This window comes from Saccharopolyspora montiporae (genome assembly GCF_015209505.1).
Classification (GTDB): Bacteria; Actinomycetota; Actinomycetes; order Mycobacteriales; family Pseudonocardiaceae; genus Saccharopolyspora; species Saccharopolyspora montiporae.
On sequence record NZ_JADEYC010000043.1, the window covers coordinates 1 to 19,995 of the forward strand.

Consider the following 19,995-nt stretch of genomic DNA (forward strand, 5'->3'; position numbering starts at 1 on the left):
CACCATCGGTGTCACCCATCACTGCACCAGCCCCCGGAAACCGAAGTCTCGGTGGTGTAGTAGAGACGGCCCGGCTCCTCAGGGCGGTCAATCGAGGAGAATGATACTCCATCGGCACGCATGCTGCTGCTCGATCACCGGAATCGCAAGTGAATTGCTCGGAATCGACGGGATAATTGAAAGCTGTTGATGGTCGGAGCGTCGGTGTTCACGTCCATGCGGTAGGATTCCGACATGGGCGTGGACACTGATTCCGATTACTCGTGGGATAGCAAATGAGCTGGGCGAACTATACCTTGATTCCTATCGCAGCCTGGTCTATTCTGGCAATGATAGCTTTCTCAATTGTTGAACTCAAAGCGATCATAAAATTGCTGCGAATGGAGCACAACGACGGCGCGAACCGTTCGGGGCGCAGCAGGATAACCAAGGAGGACCCTCGCGGAAGCGGCAAGGATAAGTTGTGGCTATTTCCGTTCGCGGCAGCCTTCCTTGTGGGGCACCTAGGTGGACAGTTGGCCGGAGGTACCGCACTGCCTCTTTTTGACGCCTCCCTCTACCTTGCCATATTCATGTTCGGAGCAATGGGTACGATGATACTGATTCAGGCAATCACCAAAAAGATCGGTAGCCTAGTTTACATTGCGCCCATCATGGGGATTACGCTCGCGTTTTTTGGCGGCCTCAATCTTGCGGCGGCTACTGAGATATTTTAAGAGTAGTGAGGTGATCTCACCCACTTTCACGTCGCGTGTTCGTATTGGGTGAGAGGGCTGGTGAATAACGGTCTTCGTAGTGCACGGGACCTATACGGAGCGCCGCTTTTGATCGCGGGTGCTTGTAGAGCAGCGGCACCAGACACGCCGACGATCATCAACCCGTGATCAGCATGAAGACTTGCCTGCCAACGCATCCGGACCCGGATGAAGGCTCAATGCTATAAAGCAGAAATCGTAATCGTAGAAATCCGGAAAGATGTTAAAACGAATACAGCTGAACGACTCATTCCTAATAAAGAGTGATCTGTGTGGGGCGATCACCGGCACGCTCGTCGGCGCGTTGAATCTAGTGGGCGCCGTGGGTGCATTCATAAGCAGCAACGGGCAAGAAATTGTCGCTTCGAATATTATGCTCGGAATTGTATTCTCTGCTATAGCAGCAGCATACTGGGTGTCGTACATTCGAAGGAAGCGTGATTACAGGAAAGAGTAGGGGTGCTGTGTCGTCGGGGAATCAGAACACCACCCAAGCACTCTTCGGCATCAGCGGCAGCTCCATCGGTGGCTACACCTACCTTCCCTACGGGTGGATCACGGTCATCGGCACGGTGGCCGGGCTGAACCCGTTCCGTTGGATCGGGCGACCGCAATTACCCGCCAGTGACTACTACCTCACCAACCGCTACTACTACCTCGGGCTGCTCCGCTTCACCCAACCCGACCCCAGCGGACAAGAACTCAACCCCTACACCTACGCAACCGGCGACCCCATCAACCGAAGCGATCCCAGCGGGCTCATTGCAGAGTGCACGGCAGCCATCCTCGGCCAGCAAGGCATGATTATTGTGACTGCCGCCGCAGTTGTAGCAGCTATTGCTCCAATAGTGATCGCTGGAGCTTTCATTGGGGTGCTCTCTTGATCGGATCAACTAACATTGACGTACTGAACGAATGCGTCCTAGGGTAGCCGGATGCAAAAACGTCGTTTGGTGATCTCCATTACTATGGTTGCAGCTGGACTCATGTTGATTCCAGTTGTCTATAGATTCGCGAGCAACGACGGACGGGTTTGGGATGTCTTCACGATCGCCGGATTCGCGCTGATTCTCCTTTGTCTGGAGATCGAAAGAAGGCGGATCTAGCAGAAGCGCGCGTGTGGACTGAAAGCCCTGGAGGGGCTGGTGCAGTGTAGGTGACACCGATGGTGGATCCTATCAGTGCATCAGCCCAGCACCTGGACCTCGAAGGGTATACCACGTTTTGCAGACTAAGCTAGTACGAAAGTGACTCATATAGTTATGAAGAAAGAACTTCCGGAGCAACCACGGCGTCGAACGCTGTGGCTATGGATCATTCGAGCATTAGGGTCATTACTTTCCTTATCGATGTACGCTGTTGCCATTTTCTTGGAAGTCTCCTTAGTTGTCAAAATACCCTTGGCAATAGCTATCGGAGCGGCGGCGCTCGCTGCCACCATGTGGTCCGAAAGGAAACTGAGGAAACGGCGACTGCAAGAACTTCAAATGCCCGGATAGTTGCGGAAGGCAGGCCCGCCCTCCGTGTCCTATTGTTGTGATCACGTGGTCGATTCGGTTCGTGCTGCTCACTGAAAGGATTCTCGTATGTTTAACTTGTATAGAGATTGACCGAAGGGGTGTGTGGTGAGCAATCGGATGTCGTCTTTCCGGTGTGGGGTGAGTCGTGCGTGGGAGATGCTGTTTCCCTCTGCTTCTCGCGGGGGTTTGAATATCTCCAGGAAAGCCAGAGTGGCACTGGAGTTACAATTCCGTTTGTGGCATTATTCATATTAAATCGTTTTGGTTATTTCTGGGGGTTGTGTCGGCGGCTGCAATGATATTCTTGGTTGTGGTAGTTGATCATCTGATCTGGGGGGACAGGAACGGCAACGAAAAGGGGCCGCAGGCGGGTTCGGCTGGTGGAAACACGTGACGCGAGGGATCGCTGGGCGTGCCCCGCGACCGGCACCGGTCAGCTGCGGGTGAACGTGCGGTGCAGCAGGTCGGTGAGCCGGTTCGCATCGGCGTCGACGGCCATGTGCGCGTTCGCCGGGCGGGTGCTGTTCGGGCGGTTGTCCACGACCGTGCGGCCGGTGGTGCGCGTGCCCGTCGTCTCCACGGCCACGTACCGCGGGCGGGTGGTGAGCAAGTCGGGCGCGACCAGGTGCGCGGTGCAGACCACGTCGTGCACCGGTGCGGCGTCCGAGCCGGTGATGACCGCGCGGTAGGCGTCGATGCGCCGCTCGACGACGTCGGCGGCCGCGGTGCCCGCCGGGGTCTGCAGCGCGCGCAGGTCGGTGCAGGTCTGCCGGGTGACCAGGGCGCGGTGCGTGGCGTCCAGCGGGACCAGCGTCCGGTGCGCGAAACCGGCGCCGAGCGCCACTTGGGCCGCTTCGGGATCGGCCCACATGTTGAACTCGGCCGCGGCGGTCACGTTGCACACCGCGTCCCCGCCGCCCATGATCACGATCTCGTCGACCGCGTCGACCAGCGCCGGGTTCACGTTCAGCGCGGTGGCGATGTTGCTCAGCGGGCCGACCGGGACCAGGGTGATCGGTTCGGTGGTCGCGCGCAGCGACTCGACGAGGAACTCCACCGCCCCGGTGTCCTGCGGGGCGGTGCTGGCCGGTGGTAGCGGCAGCGTGGTGCCGTGCGGATCGTCGGCGGTGTCCGTGCCGAAATTGCGCTCACCGGGCAGGTCGTCGCGGGCGATCGGCCCGGCCAGGCCCGGGAACACCGGGATGTCGCCGCGGTCGATGTGGTCGAGCACGCGCAGCGTGTTGTCCGTGGTGTGCGCGAGATCGACGTTGCCGCGGACCGTGGTCACCCCCAGCAGGTCGATCTCCGGGTGCAGCGCGGCGAACATGATCGCCACCGCGTCGTCGGTTCCGGTGTCGACGTCCAGGATCACCTTGCGCGGCACGGACTTTCCTCCCGGTCTCACCCTCGGCCCGCCAGCGCGGGACCCCGGCCGCCGTCCGCGCCGAGCGCCTGGAAGTGTGGCAGAGCCTGCGCAGGCCGTCGAGCACCCGGTTGAGCACCGCCACTCCGGCGCCCGCCGGGACGCTGCCGTCGAGCGCGTAGGGACGCACCCGCGCGGCCTGCGGAACGGCTCGTCCCGGGAGGTCCGTCCGGCGAGCGCGCCGGGAAGAGGGAGTGGGCACTGCCCGGGCCCGGTCGTTGCCGAGAGCAGCGTCTCGTGCGCCAGGATGCGTGCCTGCCGTGGATCGCGGTGCCGCGGCGGAAAATCGGTGCTGGTCGCGCGGCGGTTTCCCGGGCAAGCGGGGTCGGCTCGCGACCCGCCGCGCTGCTCTTCCGGCCGGCTCGCCGCGGTGGCGCGGAAACCCGGCGGCAACGTGACGTGCGGCCCACGGCGGTTGACGGTCCACGTATCGGCTGGAACGGTTGATCAAGCTGTTCAGACGACGGACCGCAGGAAGCCGGTGCGCAATCCGGCACGGTCCCGCCACTGTGAGTGGGGAGCCCGCCCCGACGACGCCACTGCCGGAGAACCGGCGGGAAGGCAGGGGAAGGCGACGAACCACGAGTCAGGAGACTGCACCGTCGTGACCGATTCGCACGGGGTCGCGGAGCCCCGGAGGAGGTAGCGGTGCACCACGAGTGCGTCAACCGGCAGCGGAGGTCGGCGCCCGGCGCGACCCCGCCGCACGTCCCGGCGGTTCCACACCCGGCGTGAATCCCCGTGCGCTCGGCCGTTTCCGAGCGCACTGGACGAGATCCTGTCCGATTCCTTCCATCCACGGGGAGATAGGTGTGTCTTCGTCATCTGCAATCCCGGCCGCGCGCCCGACCACCGCGCTGGACCGGCTGACCGCCCGCGTCCGCGACGAGGGCGACGCGCAGCAGAGCACCGCCTCGGTCGCGTTCCTGACCGTCCAGGGCTCCCAGCACGCCGGGCGGCGCACCGGCTACGTGAACACCGTGCTGAGCGTGCGCGTCGGCGCCGCCGTCGGATCCTGCGCCGTCGAACCCGGTGAGCTGCGCGACGATCACGTGCGCGAGATCGTCGGCGGGAACGTCGCCGACCTGCTCGCGCACCCGCATCCCGCGGTCCGGGTCGCGGTGCTGGACGCCTTCCTGGCCGATAGCGCCCCGCACGCCGCGGATCCGCGGGCGCGCACCGTGCGAGTGCCGGGCGGCAGTTCGCTGGACAAGTCCACCGCTCGCGCCCGCGCCGTCGTCGACCTGGTGCCGGGAACCGGCCCGGTGGCGGTCATCGGCGTGGTCAACTCGCTGCTCGTGCAGCTGCGCGAACGCGGTCTGGACTACTTGCCCTGCGATTTCAAGGGCGGTAGCACCGAGTGGGACGAACCGGTGCTCACCGACCACGAGCAGGCCATCGCCGGCGCCGGCAGCGTGCTGGCGTCCGGAATGGTGCTCGGCAACGGCAGTTTCGACCGGATCGCCCAGCTGTGCGCCGAACGCGGGCTGCCGCTGGTGATGTTCGCGCAGACGGGCAGCGCGGTGCTGCGCGAACTGCTCGGTGCCGAGGTCAGCGCGTTGTCGGCCGAGCCGTACCCGTTCTTCTGGCTGACCGGGGACGCCACCGATATCCACTGCTACCCGGGGGGCGTGTCGTGACCGTGGCGCGGCCCGTGCGCGCGCCCGGCGGGGCCGTGTGCGCGAGCCTGCTGGACCTCGTCGGCGATACCCCGTTGCTGCGCGTGGACACCCCGCTGCCGCACCGGCACCCGGGATTCTGGGCCAAGCTGGAGGGACTCTCGCCGGGCACGATGAAAGCCCGTGCGGCACTGTCCATGATCCGCGGTGCCCGCGAGCGCGGCGAACTGCACCCCGGCGGCACGATCGTCGAGTCCAGCAGCGGAACGCTGGCCGTGGGACTGGCTTTCGTCGGGGCCGCTCTCGGCCACCCGGTGGTGATCGTGGCTGACGACGAGCTGGACACCATGACGTACCGGCTGCTGCTGTCGCACCACGCGCGGGTGGAGATCGTGTCCCGCCCGCACCCGGTCGGCGGGTGGCAGCGCGCGCGGCTGGAGCGGGTGCACGAGCTCATCGCCGCGATTCCCGGCGTGTATTGGCCCGACCAGTACAACAACCCGGACAACCCCGCCGGGTACCACGATCTCGGCCGCGAACTGCTGGCGCAGTGCGCCGAGCTGGACGTCGTGGTGTGCAGTGTCGGCACCGGCGGGCACAGCGCGGGTATCGCGCGGGTGCTGCGTGAACAGCGGCCAGGCGTGCGCATCATCGGCGTCGACGCCACCGGGTCCAGCGTGTTCGGCCAACCCGCCCGCAAGCGGATCATGCGCGGGCTGGGCAGCAGCATCCACCCGGCCAACATCGCCTACACCGGATTCGACGAGGTGCACTGGGTCCCGCCCGCCGAAGCCGCCGACGCCTGCCGCAGGCTGGCCGCCGGCAGTTTCATCAGCGGCGGCTGGAGCACCGGGGCCGCGGCGCTGGTCGCCGCGTGGAGCGCCCGCGAGCTCGGCACCGACCGGGTCGCGGCCGTCTTCCCGGACGGCCCGCAGCGCTATTGGGAAACGATCTACGACGACGGGTTCTGCCGCGACCACGGACTCGTCCCGACATGTGCGGAACCGACCGAAGTCACCAGTCCCGCGGAAGCTCCCGCGGACCGGTGGAGCCGGTGCGCGGGGGTCGCGGACCCGTGCGGCCGGCGCACGAGCCCGGAGGGGCAGTGCGGCGTGTGCGGGGAGGGCGCCACCAAGTGATGAGCAAGAACTCTTTCGGGCAGTTGTCCGGACCGGCGAAACTGCTGGTGATCAACCAGTTCGGCATCAACATCGGCTTCTACATGCTGCTGCCGTTCCTGGCTTCCTACATGACATCGCTCGGCTACGGCGCCGCCGTGATCGGCCTGGTGCTCGGGGTGCGCAACCTCAGCCAGCAGGGCATGTTCCTCATCGGCGGCACCGCTGCCGACCGGATCGGCTGCCGCCCGATGATCATCCTGGGCTGCGCGCTGCGCGTGGTGGCCTTCGGGCTGTTCACCGTGCTGACCTCGTTGCCCGGGCTCGTGGTGGCGGTGGTGTTGACCGGTCTGGCCGGGGCGTTCTTCAACCCCGCGGTGCGCACCTACCTCATGCACGAGGCCGGGGACCGCCGGGCCGAGGTCTTCGCGGTGTTCAACCAGTTCTCGCACGCGGGAACCCTGGTCGGCCCGCTGGTCGGCGCGGCGCTGCTCACCGTCGACTTCCGGCTCGTGGCGCTGGTGGCCTGCATCGCCTTCGCCGTGCTGACCGCGGCGCAGATCGCGGTGCTGCCGCGCCGGGAAGTCGAGCCGCAGCAGCAGAGCGTGCTCGGCAGTTGGCGCGAGGTGGTCACCAACCGCCGGTTCGTGGTGTTCACCCTGGCGCTGTCGGCCTACTTCGGCCTGTACAACCAGCTCTACCTGACCCTGCCGCTGGAGGCCGAACGGGTTTCCGGGCTGTCCGGGGCGATCGCCGTGGTGTTCATCGTCTCCACCGGCATCGGCGTGTTCGGGCAGGTGCGCATCACCGGATGGTGCCGCAGGCGGTTCAGCGCGGGGCGGTCTGTGGTGATCGGGCTGGCCTGCATGGGCCTGTCGTTCGTGCCGGTGATGCTGTTCGGCCCGCTGCTGGACACGCGCACCGAACCGGGCGGGCAGTGGCTGACGATCGCGGTCGCGTGCCTGCCGATCGTGCTCACCACCGCGCTGTTCACGGTGGGCCAGGCGATCACCAACCCGTTCGCGATGGAGCTGCTGCCGGTGGTCGGCAGCGAGCGGTTGGCCGGCACCTACTACGGCTTCTACTACCTGGTGTCCAGCCTGGTGGCGGCCGGGGTCGGCTGGGTCGTGGGTGCGCTGCTGGACAGCGCCGCCGATCCGGTCTGGCGGTGGTTGCCGTGGCTGGCGCTGCTGCTGGTGGGCGTGGCCGGATCGGCCACCGCCGCGGTCATGGAACGCCGCGGTCTGCTGGCGCCGCGCGCCGAGGGCGAGCCCGAGCAGCAGGCCGCCCGCGCCTGACTCCGCGTCCGGGCGGTGCTGTCGTGCCGCCCGGACGCACTGATGCGGAAATCCCCGGACAGCGGGGATTTCCGCACAGGGTTCTCCCGTGCCCGGTCGCTCGCCCGTCAACCGCGGTCCGGGTGTGACGAAGACCGCAGTGCGGGTTCGGCGGGAACAGAAGTTGATCAACTCGGGTTGTGCCGTGCGGCTGCGACATCCACCTGTCGAGAGGAACCGCATGACATCCACCCCGGCCGAACGCGTCGCGCAGGCCGTCGACCGCCCGCTGCAGATCAACGGGATGCGCGTGCGCAACCGCACGGCCATGGCCCCGATGACCAGGCGTTTCTCCCCGGCGGGCATTCCGGGTGAGGACGTGGCCGACTACTACGAGCGCCGCGCGGCCGGCGGGGTCGGCCTGATCATCACCGAAGGCACCTACGTCGAGCGCGACGCGGCCGGGGCCGAGCCCGACGTGCCGTGCTTCTACGGCCCGCGGGCGCTGGCCGGCTGGGCCCGGGTGGCCGACCAGGTGCACAGCGCGGGCGGGCGGATCGTCCCGCAGCTCTGGCACGTGGGCGTCCAACGCCCGGCGGACAGCGCCTTCGCGCCCGGTGCGCCCGCCGAGGGCCCGTCCGGCGTCGGCCTGGACGGTTCGCCCAGCGGCCGGGAGATGACCGGCAGCGACATCGACGAGACCGTGCGCGCGTTCGCCGAGGCCGCGGCCGCCGCGCAGCAGAACGGGTTCGACGGCGTCGAGCTGCACGGGGCGCACGGCTACCTCATCGACGATTTCCTGTGGCACAGCACGAATCGGCGCACCGACGGCTACGGCGGTGACCACGCCTCCCGCACCCGGTTCGCCGCCGAGATCGTGGCGGCGGTGCGCGCCGCGGTGACCCCGGAGTTCCCGGTGCTGTTCCGGTTCTCGCAGTGGAAGGCCGACCACTACGGCGCACGCATCGCCGAGAGCCCGCAGGAACTGGAGGAGGTGCTCACCCCGCTGGCCGAGGCCGGTGTGGACGCGTTCCACGCCTCGACCCGCCGCTACTGGCTGCCCGAGTTCGACGACAGCGACCTCAACCTCGCCGGGTGGACGAAGAAGATCACCGGCCGCACCACGCTCACGGTCGGTTCCGTCGGGTTGGACAAGGAGTTCAACGGTCCGCAGGGCTTCACCCCGCAGGCCGGGGTCGCCGGCATCGACCTGCTGCTGGATCGGCTGGAGCGCGACGAGTTCGACGCCGTGGCCATCGGACGGGCGCTGCTGGCCGACCCGGACTGGGTGCGCAAGGCGCTGGCCGGGAAGCTCGACCAGGTCAAGCCCTACGACGCGGCCGAAGCGCTGCACGTGCTCAGCTGAGCCGCGCGGTGCGCATCGCCTGCGAGGAGTGGACGGAGCGCGGGCCGGGAACTCCCGGGAGCGGTGGGCGCGCGGCCCGCTTCGAACCGGGGGTGAGGTGAGGATGACCAGGACCGACTCCGCTGCCGAATCCGGTGCGCGCACGCGGCCCGGGCTGGCGCTGTTGGCGCTGGCGCTGGGCGGATTCGGCATCGGCACCACCGAGTTCGTCATCATGGGGCTGCTGCCGGAAGTCGCGGGCGGACTGGGGGTGGACATCCCCTCCGCCGGCCACCTGATCTCCTCCTACGCGCTGGGCGTGGTGATCGGTGCTCCGCTGCTGACCGCGCTGACCGTGCGGCTGCGCAGGCAGCCCGTGCTGGTGGGGCTGATGGTGCTGTTCGCCGCGGGCAACCTCGCCTCGGCGCTGGCACCCGGCTACGGGATGGTGATGATCGCGCGCTTCGTCTCCGGCATGCCGCACGGCACGTTCTTCGGCATCGGCGCCGTGGTCGCCTCCAGCGTGGTGGCCCCGGGGTATCGGGCGCGCGCGGTGTCCATGATGTTCCTGGGGCTGACCGTGGCCAATGTGGTCGGTGTGCCCGCGGGTACCGCGATCGGGCAGCTGGTGGGCTGGCGCTGGACGTTCGCGCTGGTCGCCGGACTGGGTGCGCTGGCCGCGGTGGCCGCTGCGGTGCTCATCCCGCGGGATGCGGGGGTCGCGGCCACGTCCAGTTCGCTGCGCCGCGAGTTCTCCGTGCTGCGGCGGCCGCAGGTGCTGTTGTCGCTGGGCGCCATCGTGCTCGGCTTCGGCGGCCTGTTCGCCTGCTACAGCTACGTGGCACCGATGATGACCCAGCTCGGCGGGTTCTCCCCGGCGATGATCACCCCGCTGCTCGTGGTCGTCGGCCTGGGCATGACGGTGGGCTCGCTGCTCGGCGGGCACTTCGCCGATCGCAACCCGCTGCTGACCATCCTGACCTGCATGTCCGGCGTCACGGTGGCGCTGGTCGCGCTGGCGATGTTCGTCCCGGTCCCGTGGCTGGCGATACCGCTGCTGTTCGCGGTCGGCATGTTCAGCCTCGCGCTGGGTCCGGCGGTGCAGACGCGGCTGCTCGACCAGGCCGGCGACGCCCCGTCCCTGGTCTCGGCCGGTCTGCAATCGGGCAGCAACCTCGCCAACTCCATCGGTGCCTGGCTGGGTGGGCTGGTCATCGCCGCCGGCTTCGGCTTCGCCGCCCCCAACCTCGTCGGCGCCGCGCTGGCCGCCGCGGGTGTGCTGCTCGTGCTCGCCTCGGCGGCCGTGGAACGGCGCGGCCCCGGTCGATCCCGAACATCGTCCTGACGCCGCGCAGCGCCAGATCTGACGGCAGGATGGCGAACCCGCGGGCGTGGGGGACGGGCACGTGCGCGTTGCCGTGAGCGGTCGGGTCCGTCGCTGATCAGCAACCAGCCGATGGTGACGGTGAAACCGGTTTCTCGACGCCCTGCGGCCCGTCCTTTGAAGCGGCAGCGCCCACCGGCCCCTGGAGGATTTCGCTGTGAGAACAAGGCATTCGCGGCAGTTCGACCAGTGTCCGGAGGTGGACACCGGACACTGGTCGATAGCGGGGGCGTGGACGCCCGACGCCGGTGCCGTTCGAGGTGATCCCGTGGTCGACGGACATCCGGTGGGCGATCGGCGGAGGTGAGAATGGACATCAGACCAGCGCACGTCAGGGATGCAGCGCGCATCGAGTCGATCTACCGGCATTATGCGCTGCATTCCGTGCTCACGGCCGATGTTGACGACTCGCCGACCGCGCGGGAGTGGGAGCTGCGCCTGGAACAGTTGGCTGCGTCGGGCTACCCCACCTTGGTCGCCGCGGCGGACCGCGATGTCGTGGGTTACGCCTTGCTCATGCCGTGGCTGGCCAAGCCCGCTTTCGCCCACACCGCGGAAAACTCGATCTACCTCGACCCGAACGCCGTTGGTGCCGGCATAGGCCGCCAACTTCTCGACCGACTTCTCGATGATGCGCGGGCCTGCGGTATCCGCGAGGTTATAGCCCTCGTGGCCGACGGCGAGCACGAAGGCCGTGCGTCCCGAGCGCTGCACCTCGGAGCGGGTTATCGACATGTGGGGCGGCTGCAGCGGGTGGGGAGCAAGCGCGGACGCATCACCGACGTCGAGCTCCTGCAACGTTCGCTGCAGCCCAGCGACTGACCCGTCATCGGCGTTGCCGCGGTTGTTCGGTGAGGTCCGCGATGCCGGACCCGAGCCCGAGGTGGCACAGATCGTCGTGTCGGCCATCGGGGACCAACGCGGTCGCCGAGGAGCTGGTGCCGCCCGACGCGCACGCGTCGTCGGTCGAGTCCCACCGGATCGAGCGCCCACCTCTACACCGACCGGCCGCGCGCAACTCCCGTGCCGAGGTGTGCGCCGCGGGGCATTCCGCATCGCCTGGTCGCGGCCGGACGCGGTGGCCCGGGGCGATCCGGGGCGTGTTGCCCGCGCTGAACCAGCGCCCCGGTTCCGGTGCCGCGTCGATGGAGCTGACGCCGGGCGAGCCGCCTATGCTCGGCGTGTGCAGGCACGCCCGGGCATCCAGTTGCTGCCGCCGGTGGCCGACGCCGCCATCGCGGTGGTCGTCGCGGGCGCGGTGCTGGTGGGCACGGTCATGGCCGGACGCGTGCAGGACGCCCATCCGGTGGACGTGCTGGGAGCCGTTCTCATCGTGGCGACGGGGTTGTCCCTGGCGTGGCGGCGTCGCGCCCCGGTGGTGGTGTTCACCGCCGCCGTGCTGCTCGTGTCCGTCTACCTGCTGCGCGGCTACCCGTTCGGCCCGGTCCAGCTGTGCATGGTCGTCGCCATGTTCGAAGTGGCCCGGCTCCGTCGACTGCGGATCTCCGCACCCGCTTGCGCGGCCGCGGTCGCGGTCAGCGGTGCCGCGGTGGTGCTGCGCGCCCTCGTGCCCGCTGCCAGTCCCGCGCTCATGCTGGCGCTGTGGGCCAGCTGGCTGCTCGTGCCGTGGTCGCTGGGCTCGTTGGTGCAGGCGCGGACCTCCGCGACCCGGCGAGCGCGCGAGGACCTCGCCGCGCGCGCTGCGCTGCAGGAGCGGGTCCGGATCACCGGCGAGGTGCACGACGTCGCCGGGCACGGGTTCTCCGCGGTGGCGATGCAGGCCGGGGTGGCGCTGCTGGTGTTCGATGAGCAGCCCGCGCAGGCCCGCCGCTGCCTGGAATCCATCAAGTCGACCAGCGACGAGGCGCTGGCCGACCTGCGCACCATCCTGGACGACTCGCGGGAACCGGGCGCCGAGGGCGGGCTGGACGGGTTGGCTCGGCTGGCCGAACGCACCCGCACCGCCGGAGTCCCGGTCCAGCTGTCGGTGTCGGCACCATCCGTTCCCGCGGACGTGGGCGGTGCGGTGTTCGGCGTGGTCCGCGAAGCCCTCACGAACGTGCTGCGGCACGCCGGATCGGCCACCGCGACGGTCGGCGTCCGGGTTGCGGGGGAGGAGCTGGAGGTCGAAGTGCTCGACGACGGGGCCGGGGGTGCCGTGGCACCGGACGGCGCGGGGATCTCCGGCATGCGCAACAGGGTCGAAGCGTTGGGCGGTGAGCTGTCCGCGAAACCCCGTGCCGGGCGCGGATTCCGCGTGCTGGCCCGCATTCCGTTGCCGGGAAGTGCGCGATGATCCGGGTCGCGGTGGCCGATGACCAGGCCGTGGTGCGGATGGGCCTGCGCGTGGTGATCGAGCGGGAATCGGACATGGCCGTCGTCGCCGAAGCGGGCGACGGACAGGCCGTGCTCGACCTGGTGCACGACATCGGGGTCGACATCCTGCTGCTCGACATCCGCATGCCCGGTCGCGACGGGTTGGACGTGCTCGCGACCATCGCGAGCAGTGGAGAGCTCAGCGGAATCCGCGTCATCGTGGTGACCACGTTCGAGATCGACGAGTACGTGTTCCGCGCCCTGGAGTCCGGTGCCAGCGGCTTCCTGGTCAAGGACACGCCGCCGGAGGACATCGTGCGCGCGATCCGGGTGGTCGCCGCCGGGGAGGCGCTGCTGTCGCCGTCGGTGACCCGGCGCGTCGTGGACCGGTTCGGGCGCGGGCCCGCCACCGGCGCGGCACCGGTGCCCGGGGTGGCCGAGCTGACCGACCGGGAACGCGAGATCACCGCGTGGGTGGCCACCGGCCGGTCCAACGAGGAGATCGCCGAGCAGCTGGTGATCAGCCCGGACACGGTGCGCACGCATGTCAGCCGCGCCATGGTCAAACTCGTGGCCCGCGACCGGGCGCAGCTGGTGGTCCTGGCGGTGCGGGCCGGGATCTCGCCGCCCGGCTGACTGCGCCCGCGCGCGCAGGCCGGCTGCGCCCGGCTGCGCAGGCGCGGTCACGTCGCAGCGCTGACGACGCGGCAGCCGGTACGGGCTGATCCTGGTGCGGTACGGACGACGACGGCACTGGACCGGATTCCAGGCCCGCGTGGACATGCGGAGGACATGATGAACACCGCGATGCTGATGGCGAATCCCGCCTTCCATGGCCCGCCCGGTGCGGGCTTCCTCCCCTTCGGACCCTTCCTGCTGCTGGTGCTGCTGCTCCTGGTGGGCACGGTCATCTGGCTGGTGGTGCGCGCCGTGCGCGGCCCGTCCACCGTCAGCCGCGCCCGGGACGTGCTGGCCGAGCGCTACGCGCGTGGCGAGATCGATTCCGAGGAGTACCGGCAGCGGCGCCGCGACCTCGGTTGACCGGCGGCTGCCGAGCGTCCCGCCGACCGCTTCCGCGCGGCCGGCGGGACCGCTGCATCGCGGCACGCCCGGAATCAGCACGCCCGGAATCGGTGCGCACGACCGGAAAGCGGCCACCGGACGGGACCGAATGGAGCAGCACCTACGGGACTGAACAGCACATCGGCTGCTCCGTCGGCACCAGTTCGTGATCGACGTCTGGACCCGGTTTCCCGGCGATCTCTACGCTGTTCGGGTTCCCAGCCGCCTGCCGAGGAGTCCTATGACCGCCCGGGAAGCCCCCGATATCCTGTCCCCGGAGTTCGCCGCGGACCCGTACTCGCACTACAAGGTCCTCCGGGACGACTTCCCGCTGCTGTGGCACGAACCCACCAATTCCTACATCGTGTCCCGCTTCGAGGATGTCAAGAAGGCGTTCAAGGATCCGGTTTTCACCACGCGCAACTACGATTGGCAGCTGGAACCGGTGCACGGGCGCACGATCCTGCAGCTGGAGGGGCGTGAGCACTCGGTGCGCCGGGCGCTGGTGGCCCCGGCGTTCCGCGGCAGCGAACTGGAGGAGAAGTTCCTGCCGGTGATCGAGCGCAACTCCCGCGAGCTCATCGACGGGTTCCGCGCAGCGGGCAAGGCCGACATCGTCGAGGACTACGCCAAGAAGTTCCCGGTGAACGTCATCGCCGACATGCTGGACCTGCCGAAGGAGGACCGGCCGCAGTTCCGCGAGTGGTACACCGCGATCATCGCGTTCCTGGGCAACCTCAGCCAGGATCCGGACGTGATCGAGGCCGGGATGCGCACCCAGCGGGAGTTCCAGGAGTACATGATCCCGGTCATCCAGCACCGCAGGCAGAACCTGGGCGATGACCTGCTCTCCGCGCTGTGCACCGCCGAGATCGACGGCACGCAGATGAGCGATGAGGACATCAAGGCGTTCTGCAGCCTGCTGCTGGCCGCGGGCGGCGAGACCACCGACAAGGCCATCGCCAGCCTGATGCTCAACCTGTTCAACAACCCCGAACAGCTCGCCGCGGTGCGCGAGAACCGGGAGCTGATCCCGCAGGCGTTCATCGAAACGCTGCGCTTCACGCCGCCGGTGCACATGATCATGCGCGAGCCGGCCGAGGACGTCGAGCTCTCCGGCGGGCTCGCCCCCGCGGGGGCGACGCTGACCTGCCTGATCGGTGCGGCCAACCGGGACGAGCGCCACTACGCCGATCCGGAGCGCTTCGACCTGTTCCGCGAGGACGTCAACACCCGCACCGCGTTCACCGCCGCGGCCGACCACCTCTCGTTCGCGCTGGGCAGGCACTTCTGCGTCGGGGCTCTGCTGGCCAAGGCCGAGGTCGAGGTGGGGATCAACCACCTGCTGGACGCCATGCCCGACGTGGAGCTGACCAACAGCGCCGACCAGCGCGAGCTGGGCGTGTTCACCCGAGGACCGGAGGCGGTCCCGGTGAACTTCGCACCGGCCGGGGTCTGATCACCGCGACCGGTCCCGTCCTGCGGATGCGGGCGGGACCGGCCGCATCCGCAACTCAGCGCACCGGGACCCCGGGGCTGAACTGCACCGGCAGTTCGGCCAGTCCGCGCATCCACACCGACGGCAGCCACACCAGGTCGTCGGCGCGCACCGACAGCGCCAAATCCGGCAACCGCTCCAGCAGCACCTCGATGGCCGTGCGGGCGATGACCTCGCCGGTCTGCGGACCGGGATAGGGGCAGCCGTGCTCGCCGTGGCCGAACGACAGGTGCGCGTCGTTGCCGATCGAGTCCGAGTAGAAGTCCGGCCGCACGTGCGGATCCGTGTTCGCCGCGGCGAATCCCAGCACCAGCATGTCCCCGGTGCGGATGCGCTGCCCGCCCAGGTTGGTGTCCCGGGTGGCGAAGCGCCCGATGAAGTTCTGCGTGGGCGTGTCCTCCCAGAGCACCTCGGTCAGCGCCTGGCCCACGCTGCGCCGGCCACCGGTGAAGGTGACCGCGAACCGGATGTCGGTGAGCATCAACCGGATCGCGTTGCCGATCCAGTAGGCCACCGGTTGCTGCGCCGCGGTGAGCACCACCAGCAGGTCCTGCAGCAGCTCCTCATCGCTGAGCCCGGCCGCGTGGTCGAGCATCCGCGAGGGCACGTCCGGGCCGCGGCGCTGCTTCTTGGTCTCCACCAGCGCGCGCATCCGGTCGTAGATGCGCTGGTAGGCCGCCACGCCGTCGTCGCTGGCGACCGTGTCGGTGAGGTCCTGCATGAGCGGCCCGGCTTCGTCGTCGGCCATCCCGTACAGCCGCGCCATCACCCGCAGCGGCATCGGATGCGCGAACTGGGCCATCAGGTCGGATTGCCCGCTGCCGGTGAACTCGTCGATGAGCCCGTCGGCGACCTGTTCGCACGCCGAGCGCAGCTCGAAGGGGTCCACGGCAGCCAGGGCGTCGCCGACCGCTCCGGTGCGTCGCCGGTGCTCGGCTCCTTCGGTGAACATCAGGCTGGGCGTGTAGCCCACGAACGGCATCAGCGGCCAGTCGTCCGGAACCCGGTCCCAGGCGTTCCACCGCCGCGTGTCCCGGGCGAACAGCCCGGGATTGGACTCGACCTGGCAGACCTCGGAGTAGCCGAGCACGAACCACGCGGGCAACCCGCCTTCGAGCTCGACCGGGGCCACCGGGCCGTGCGTGGTGCGCAGCTTGCGGTACATCTCGCCGGGGTTCTGCTGGAAACGCGTCCCGTGCAAGGGGATCCGGGCCTGCCGGGTGGGGGCCTGCGGATCGCTGGTGGGCCAGTTCTCCTCGCGGACGTGCGGTTCGTTCATCGCAACTCCAATCGGCGGAGACCCCGGCGTGCGCGGCGCACGGCGACCTCCGGGCTGAAACTGGATCCGGGACGTGCACGGCACCCGTCGTTGCGCACCGGCGCCCGGAAGCGCGTCACGCGACGGGCTTCCGCTCGGTCGACATGGTGCGGACGTGGTTGACGAGCTCGATGAGCACGTCCTTGCTGGACTCGCGCTGCCGCGCGTCGCAGTCGATCAGCGGGACCTCGGGGGGAAGGTCGAGCGCGGTGCGCACCTGGTCCAGCGTCTGCTCCGGCTCGCCGAAGCAGTTGCGCGCCACGATGAACGGCATCCCGTGCTCTTCCAGCCGGTCGATGGCGTACCAGCACTCCTCGATCTTGCGCGTGTCGACCATGACCACCGCGCCGAGCGAACCGCTGAACAACTGGTCCCACAGGAACCAGAAGCGCTGCTGCCCGGGCGCGCCGAACAGGTAGAGCACGTTGCGCGCGTCCAGCGTGATGCGGCCGAAGTCGAAAGCCACCGTGGTGGCGTGCTTGTCGCGCACCGAGCCCGGATCGTCGACACCGACGCCCGCGCGGGTCATGGTTTCCTCGGTACTCAGCGGGCGGATCTCGCTGACCGAACCCACCAGGGTCGTCTTGCCGACGGCGAAGCCGCCGACCACCACGATCTTCAACGCGTCGGCCGCGCTGCTGCGCAGCGGATTGCGGGGCTGTGCCGCGGTCGCCTCGTCCGAGGCGGTCCGCTCAGATGTTCTGGAGTCCAACGAGCACCTGTTCCAGGAGTTCGGGGGCGGGCAGTTCGTCCTTGCGGCGCGCGGCCGAGCTGGGTTGCCGTGCGGTGACCCGGTTCGTGTCGAGCAGGTCGCACAGCAGGATCTTCACCACGCTGATCGGCATGTTCAGGTGCGAGGCGATCTCGGCCACGGCCATCGGGTGGCGGCACAACTCCAGGATGCGCACGCTTTCCGACTGCATCCCGGGCGCCGGATCGCACTCGCTGACGATGAGGGTGACCACGTCCAGCGAGCTGCCCTGCGTGCTGGTGCGCCCGCCGGTGACGGTGTAGAAGCGGTCCGGGGTGTTGTCGTGCTCCAGCGGCCCGGCCATCAGGACCGCCCGATGCCTTCGGCGTCGCGCGGAGGTGAGATGAGGTGGCTGCCGATCTGCTCGACGAGCTCGGTCATCTTGTGCCCGAGGAAGCCCGGGTCGGACTCGGCTTCGGCGAGCACGGCCAGCAGGGTTCCGTCACCGGCGTCGATGATGACCAGCAGTCCGCCGTCGAACTCGCTCATGGACTGGCGCACTCCGCCGGACCCGTCGCCGAGCGCTCGGGAGGCGCTGGACGACAGGGACTGGATCCCGCTGGCCACGGCTGCGAACGTCTCCGCCTGGTCTTCGCTGAGCCCGCCGCTGTCGTAGAGCTTGAGGCCGTCTTTGGACAGCACGACGGCGTGCTTGGTGCTCGGCCTGGTGTCGTCCAGCAGGCGGTCCAGCAGCCAGGTGTGGTCGGTCTCGGGGGTCATGTCGGTGCGGACGGGTCCGCGCGGACCGCGCCCTTGCCTCCAATCTGTTCGCGTGCAAGGTGTTCCGGCCACGGGGGTGCGGGCCGGTGGGACTACGCGCCGGATCCGTCGTCCACATCGGACGCGGCGATGTCACGCCGGGTGACCGAGTTGCGGAACGAGCCCATGCGTCCGGGGTCGGGGCGGGTCCGGTTCGGGCGGTCCGGACCCGGGCTGGAACCGGGTTCGTGCGGGTGCGCCTGCTCCAGCGTGCGTCCGCGGCGGCGCCGGGGGAGGCCGCCGGTGGCCGAGTCGCCGGTGGCGGGCTGCTCGGCGCTGTGCCGCCCGGCCCCGGGCTGCTCGGGCACCGCGGGGTCCGCGGTCGCGGTGGGCGAGGCGGTCTCCGGGGTGGGCAGGGTGCCGCTGGTCCACGATTCCGCGGACCGCGCGGGCGTCGCCGGGGTGCCGCTGTCGCGAATGCCGGACTCCACCGGGCTCGGCGGGTCCTCGACCGGTTCGTCGCGCGGCGGGTCGGTGAGCAGGTCGCGCGGGATCAGCACCACCACGCCGGTGCCGCCGCGGGACGAGGGCCGGAACGAGACCGTCAGCCCGTGCTTGCGCGCCAGGCAGCCGACCACGGCCAGGCCCAGCCGGGTGCCGGCCAGCGTGGTGAGGTCCAGCGGGTCGGGGCCTACCGCCTGCACGGCCCGCTCCAGCACCGGTTCCTTCATGCCCAGACCGCCGTCCTCGATGGTGACCACCAGCCCGCGGTGGCCCTCCTCGGTGTAGACGTAGGCGGACTCCTTCGGCGGGGAGAACCGGGCCGCGTTGTCCATCAGCTCGGCCAGCGCGCGCATCACGCCTTCCGCGGCGTGGCTGACCACGGCCACGTCGGCGTTGGAGTGCAGCTTGATCCGCCGGTAGGCGTCGATGCGGCCCACGGCGCCGCGCAGGATGCTCTCCATCGGGATCGGCGTCGGCCACGGGCGGCCGGAGCGGGCGCCGGTCAGCACCGCGAGACCGTCGGCCACGCGCCCGATGCGGGACGTGCGGTGGTCGAGCTCGAACAGGTCGCCGAGCACCTTCTCCGAATCGCCGTGCCTGCGCTGCATGTCCCGGAGTTCGGCCAGCATGCCGGTCGCCAGCGCCTGCACCCGGCCCGCGGCGTTCGCGCACGCGGCCAGTGCCGCCGTGCGCCCGCGCTCGCTGTGCCCGAGTTCGGCGACCACGAGTTCCACCAGGTCCTGGTGTCCCGCGTGCGCGGACGGATCGGTCTCGGCCAGGACGGTCTGCGCCGACCTCCCGTCGCGCAGCCGCTGGACCAGCGCGGGCAGCGTCTCGTTGACCAGCGTCTCGTGCTCGGTGCGCACCGCGGCCACCTGCGCCTGCGCCCGCTGTTCGGCGTCGGCCACGGCCCGGCGCGCCTGTTCGGCGGCGTGCTGCTCGGCGGCATCGGCTCGCGCGCGCTGCACGCGGGCGGACAGCGCGCCGCGCACCGCGAGCGGGACCAGCAGGCACAGCAGGACGGCGGCACCGACGGCGATCCACGCCACCGGCTGCTGTGCTCCCGGTGGGGTGGTGAGCACCGCGGTCGCGGCCGCTGCCCCGGTGACCAGCGCGGTGATCAGCGCGGCGATCCCGGCCGGGCGGCCGGGGACCGGTGCCGGCGCGGGAGGGGTGAGTGCGTGATCTGTCATGCGAAACCAGGTCCTCGTGGCGGTCGGCGTCGTCGCGGCGGGGCCGCGTGGGGGTCGGGGTCGGGGGAGGGCGAGCCGGAACGGATCCGCTCGGCCACACGGCCCGGGCCGTGACTTCGCTGAGCAATCACCCGTGCACCCTCAGAAGGCGGATGCTATCGGACGTCGGGTGAGCAGTGACCCGGGTGGGGGATCATGGAACGGCTGTCGCGT

General features: G+C 69.4%; 18 protein-coding genes and 1 riboswitch. Of the genes, 12 read left to right on the top strand and 6 right to left on the bottom strand.

Annotated features, from left to right (window positions below; genetic code table 11):
- Window positions 1-275 precede the first annotated feature (275 nt).
- Both IQ251_RS18595 and IQ251_RS18600 read left to right on the top strand, forming a co-directional pair.
- A complete protein-coding gene (locus IQ251_RS18595; RefSeq protein WP_193930159.1) occupies window positions 276-716 on the top strand; it encodes a hypothetical protein in 441 nt (146 codons plus the stop codon).
- Window positions 717-1,192: 476 nt separating this feature from the next.
- Window positions 1,193-1,639 carry an RHS repeat-associated core domain-containing protein gene (locus IQ251_RS18600; RefSeq protein ID WP_193930161.1) on the top strand — a complete coding sequence of 149 codons (447 nt, stop codon included), beginning with the start codon at window positions 1,193-1,195 and terminating at the stop codon, window positions 1,637-1,639.
- A 1,069-nt stretch (window positions 1,640-2,708) separates the two neighbouring features.
- On the opposite strand, the gene IQ251_RS18605 is transcribed toward IQ251_RS18600, so the two are convergent.
- The gene (locus tag IQ251_RS18605) at window positions 2,709-3,659 is read right to left on the bottom strand and encodes a nucleoside hydrolase (protein WP_193930163.1); all 951 of its coding nucleotides are present in this window, start codon (window positions 3,657-3,659) and stop codon (window positions 2,709-2,711) included.
- A gap of 462 nt (window positions 3,660-4,121) precedes the next feature.
- A riboswitch (cobalamin riboswitch) is annotated at window positions 4,122-4,316 on the top strand.
- Window positions 4,317-4,510: 194 nt separating this feature from the next.
- Here IQ251_RS18605 and IQ251_RS18610 point away from each other — a divergent pair.
- From IQ251_RS18610 to IQ251_RS18655, 10 genes are all read left to right on the top strand, one after another.
- Window positions 4,511-5,338, top strand: coding sequence for a hypothetical protein (locus IQ251_RS18610; RefSeq protein ID WP_255526627.1), 828 nt, complete (start codon window positions 4,511-4,513; stop codon window positions 5,336-5,338).
- Window positions 5,335-6,456: a PLP-dependent cysteine synthase family protein gene (locus tag IQ251_RS18615; protein ID WP_370591499.1), complete on the top strand. Its 1,122-nt coding sequence runs from the start codon at window positions 5,335-5,337 to the stop codon at window positions 6,454-6,456. Before IQ251_RS18610 ends, IQ251_RS18615 begins: the two co-directional genes overlap by 4 nt.
- Window positions 6,456-7,733, top strand: coding sequence for an MFS transporter (locus IQ251_RS18620; protein WP_228047587.1), 1,278 nt, complete (start codon window positions 6,456-6,458; stop codon window positions 7,731-7,733). Before IQ251_RS18615 ends, IQ251_RS18620 begins: the two co-directional genes overlap by 1 nt.
- A gap of 220 nt (window positions 7,734-7,953) precedes the next feature.
- Window positions 7,954-9,078 (top strand): NADH:flavin oxidoreductase, encoded by a 1,125-nt coding sequence (locus tag IQ251_RS18625; RefSeq protein ID WP_193930165.1) that lies wholly within the window; start codon window positions 7,954-7,956, stop codon window positions 9,076-9,078.
- A gap of 103 nt (window positions 9,079-9,181) precedes the next feature.
- Complete coding sequence (locus tag IQ251_RS18630) at window positions 9,182-10,402, top strand: MFS transporter (RefSeq protein WP_193930167.1); 1,221 nt, start codon at window positions 9,182-9,184, stop codon at window positions 10,400-10,402.
- Window positions 10,403-10,750: 348 nt separating this feature from the next.
- Entirely contained in the window at window positions 10,751-11,263 is a 513-nt protein-coding gene (locus IQ251_RS18635) for a GNAT family N-acetyltransferase (RefSeq protein ID WP_193930169.1), read from the top strand.
- 361 nt (window positions 11,264-11,624) lie between these two features.
- On the top strand, window positions 11,625-12,737 hold the full coding sequence (locus IQ251_RS20350; RefSeq protein WP_193930171.1) for a sensor histidine kinase: 1,113 nt from the start codon (window positions 11,625-11,627) through the stop codon (window positions 12,735-12,737).
- Window positions 12,734-13,393, top strand: a complete 660-nt coding sequence (locus IQ251_RS18645) for a response regulator (protein WP_193930173.1) — start codon at window positions 12,734-12,736, stop codon at window positions 13,391-13,393. Before IQ251_RS20350 ends, IQ251_RS18645 begins: the two co-directional genes overlap by 4 nt.
- Before the next feature lie 156 nt (window positions 13,394-13,549).
- The gene (locus tag IQ251_RS18650) at window positions 13,550-13,798 is read left to right on the top strand and encodes an SHOCT domain-containing protein (RefSeq protein ID WP_228047589.1); all 249 of its coding nucleotides are present in this window, start codon (window positions 13,550-13,552) and stop codon (window positions 13,796-13,798) included.
- 262 nt (window positions 13,799-14,060) lie between these two features.
- On the top strand, window positions 14,061-15,278 hold the full coding sequence (locus tag IQ251_RS18655; protein ID WP_193930182.1) for a cytochrome P450: 1,218 nt from the start codon (window positions 14,061-14,063) through the stop codon (window positions 15,276-15,278).
- A gap of 55 nt (window positions 15,279-15,333) precedes the next feature.
- Here the strand turns inward: IQ251_RS18655 and IQ251_RS18660 are convergent, their stop codons facing one another.
- From IQ251_RS18660 to IQ251_RS18680, 5 genes are all read right to left on the bottom strand, one after another.
- Window positions 15,334-16,596: a cytochrome P450 gene (locus IQ251_RS18660; protein WP_370591500.1), complete on the bottom strand. Its 1,263-nt coding sequence runs from the start codon at window positions 16,594-16,596 to the stop codon at window positions 15,334-15,336.
- 115 nt (window positions 16,597-16,711) lie between these two features.
- Entirely contained in the window at window positions 16,712-17,347 is a 636-nt protein-coding gene (locus IQ251_RS18665) for a GTP-binding protein (protein WP_193930185.1), read from the bottom strand.
- Window positions 17,328-17,690 carry a DUF742 domain-containing protein gene (locus IQ251_RS18670; RefSeq protein WP_193930187.1) on the bottom strand — a complete coding sequence of 121 codons (363 nt, stop codon included), beginning with the start codon at window positions 17,688-17,690 and terminating at the stop codon, window positions 17,328-17,330. The genes IQ251_RS18665 and IQ251_RS18670 overlap by 20 nt, the downstream gene beginning before the upstream one ends.
- Window positions 17,690-18,106 (bottom strand): roadblock/LC7 domain-containing protein, encoded by a 417-nt coding sequence (locus IQ251_RS18675; RefSeq protein ID WP_193930189.1) that lies wholly within the window; start codon window positions 18,104-18,106, stop codon window positions 17,690-17,692. The genes IQ251_RS18670 and IQ251_RS18675 overlap by 1 nt, the downstream gene beginning before the upstream one ends.
- A 92-nt stretch (window positions 18,107-18,198) precedes the next feature.
- Entirely contained in the window at window positions 18,199-19,782 is a 1,584-nt protein-coding gene (locus tag IQ251_RS18680; protein ID WP_193930191.1) for a sensor histidine kinase, read from the bottom strand.
- Window positions 19,783-19,995: the final 213 nt, after the last annotated feature.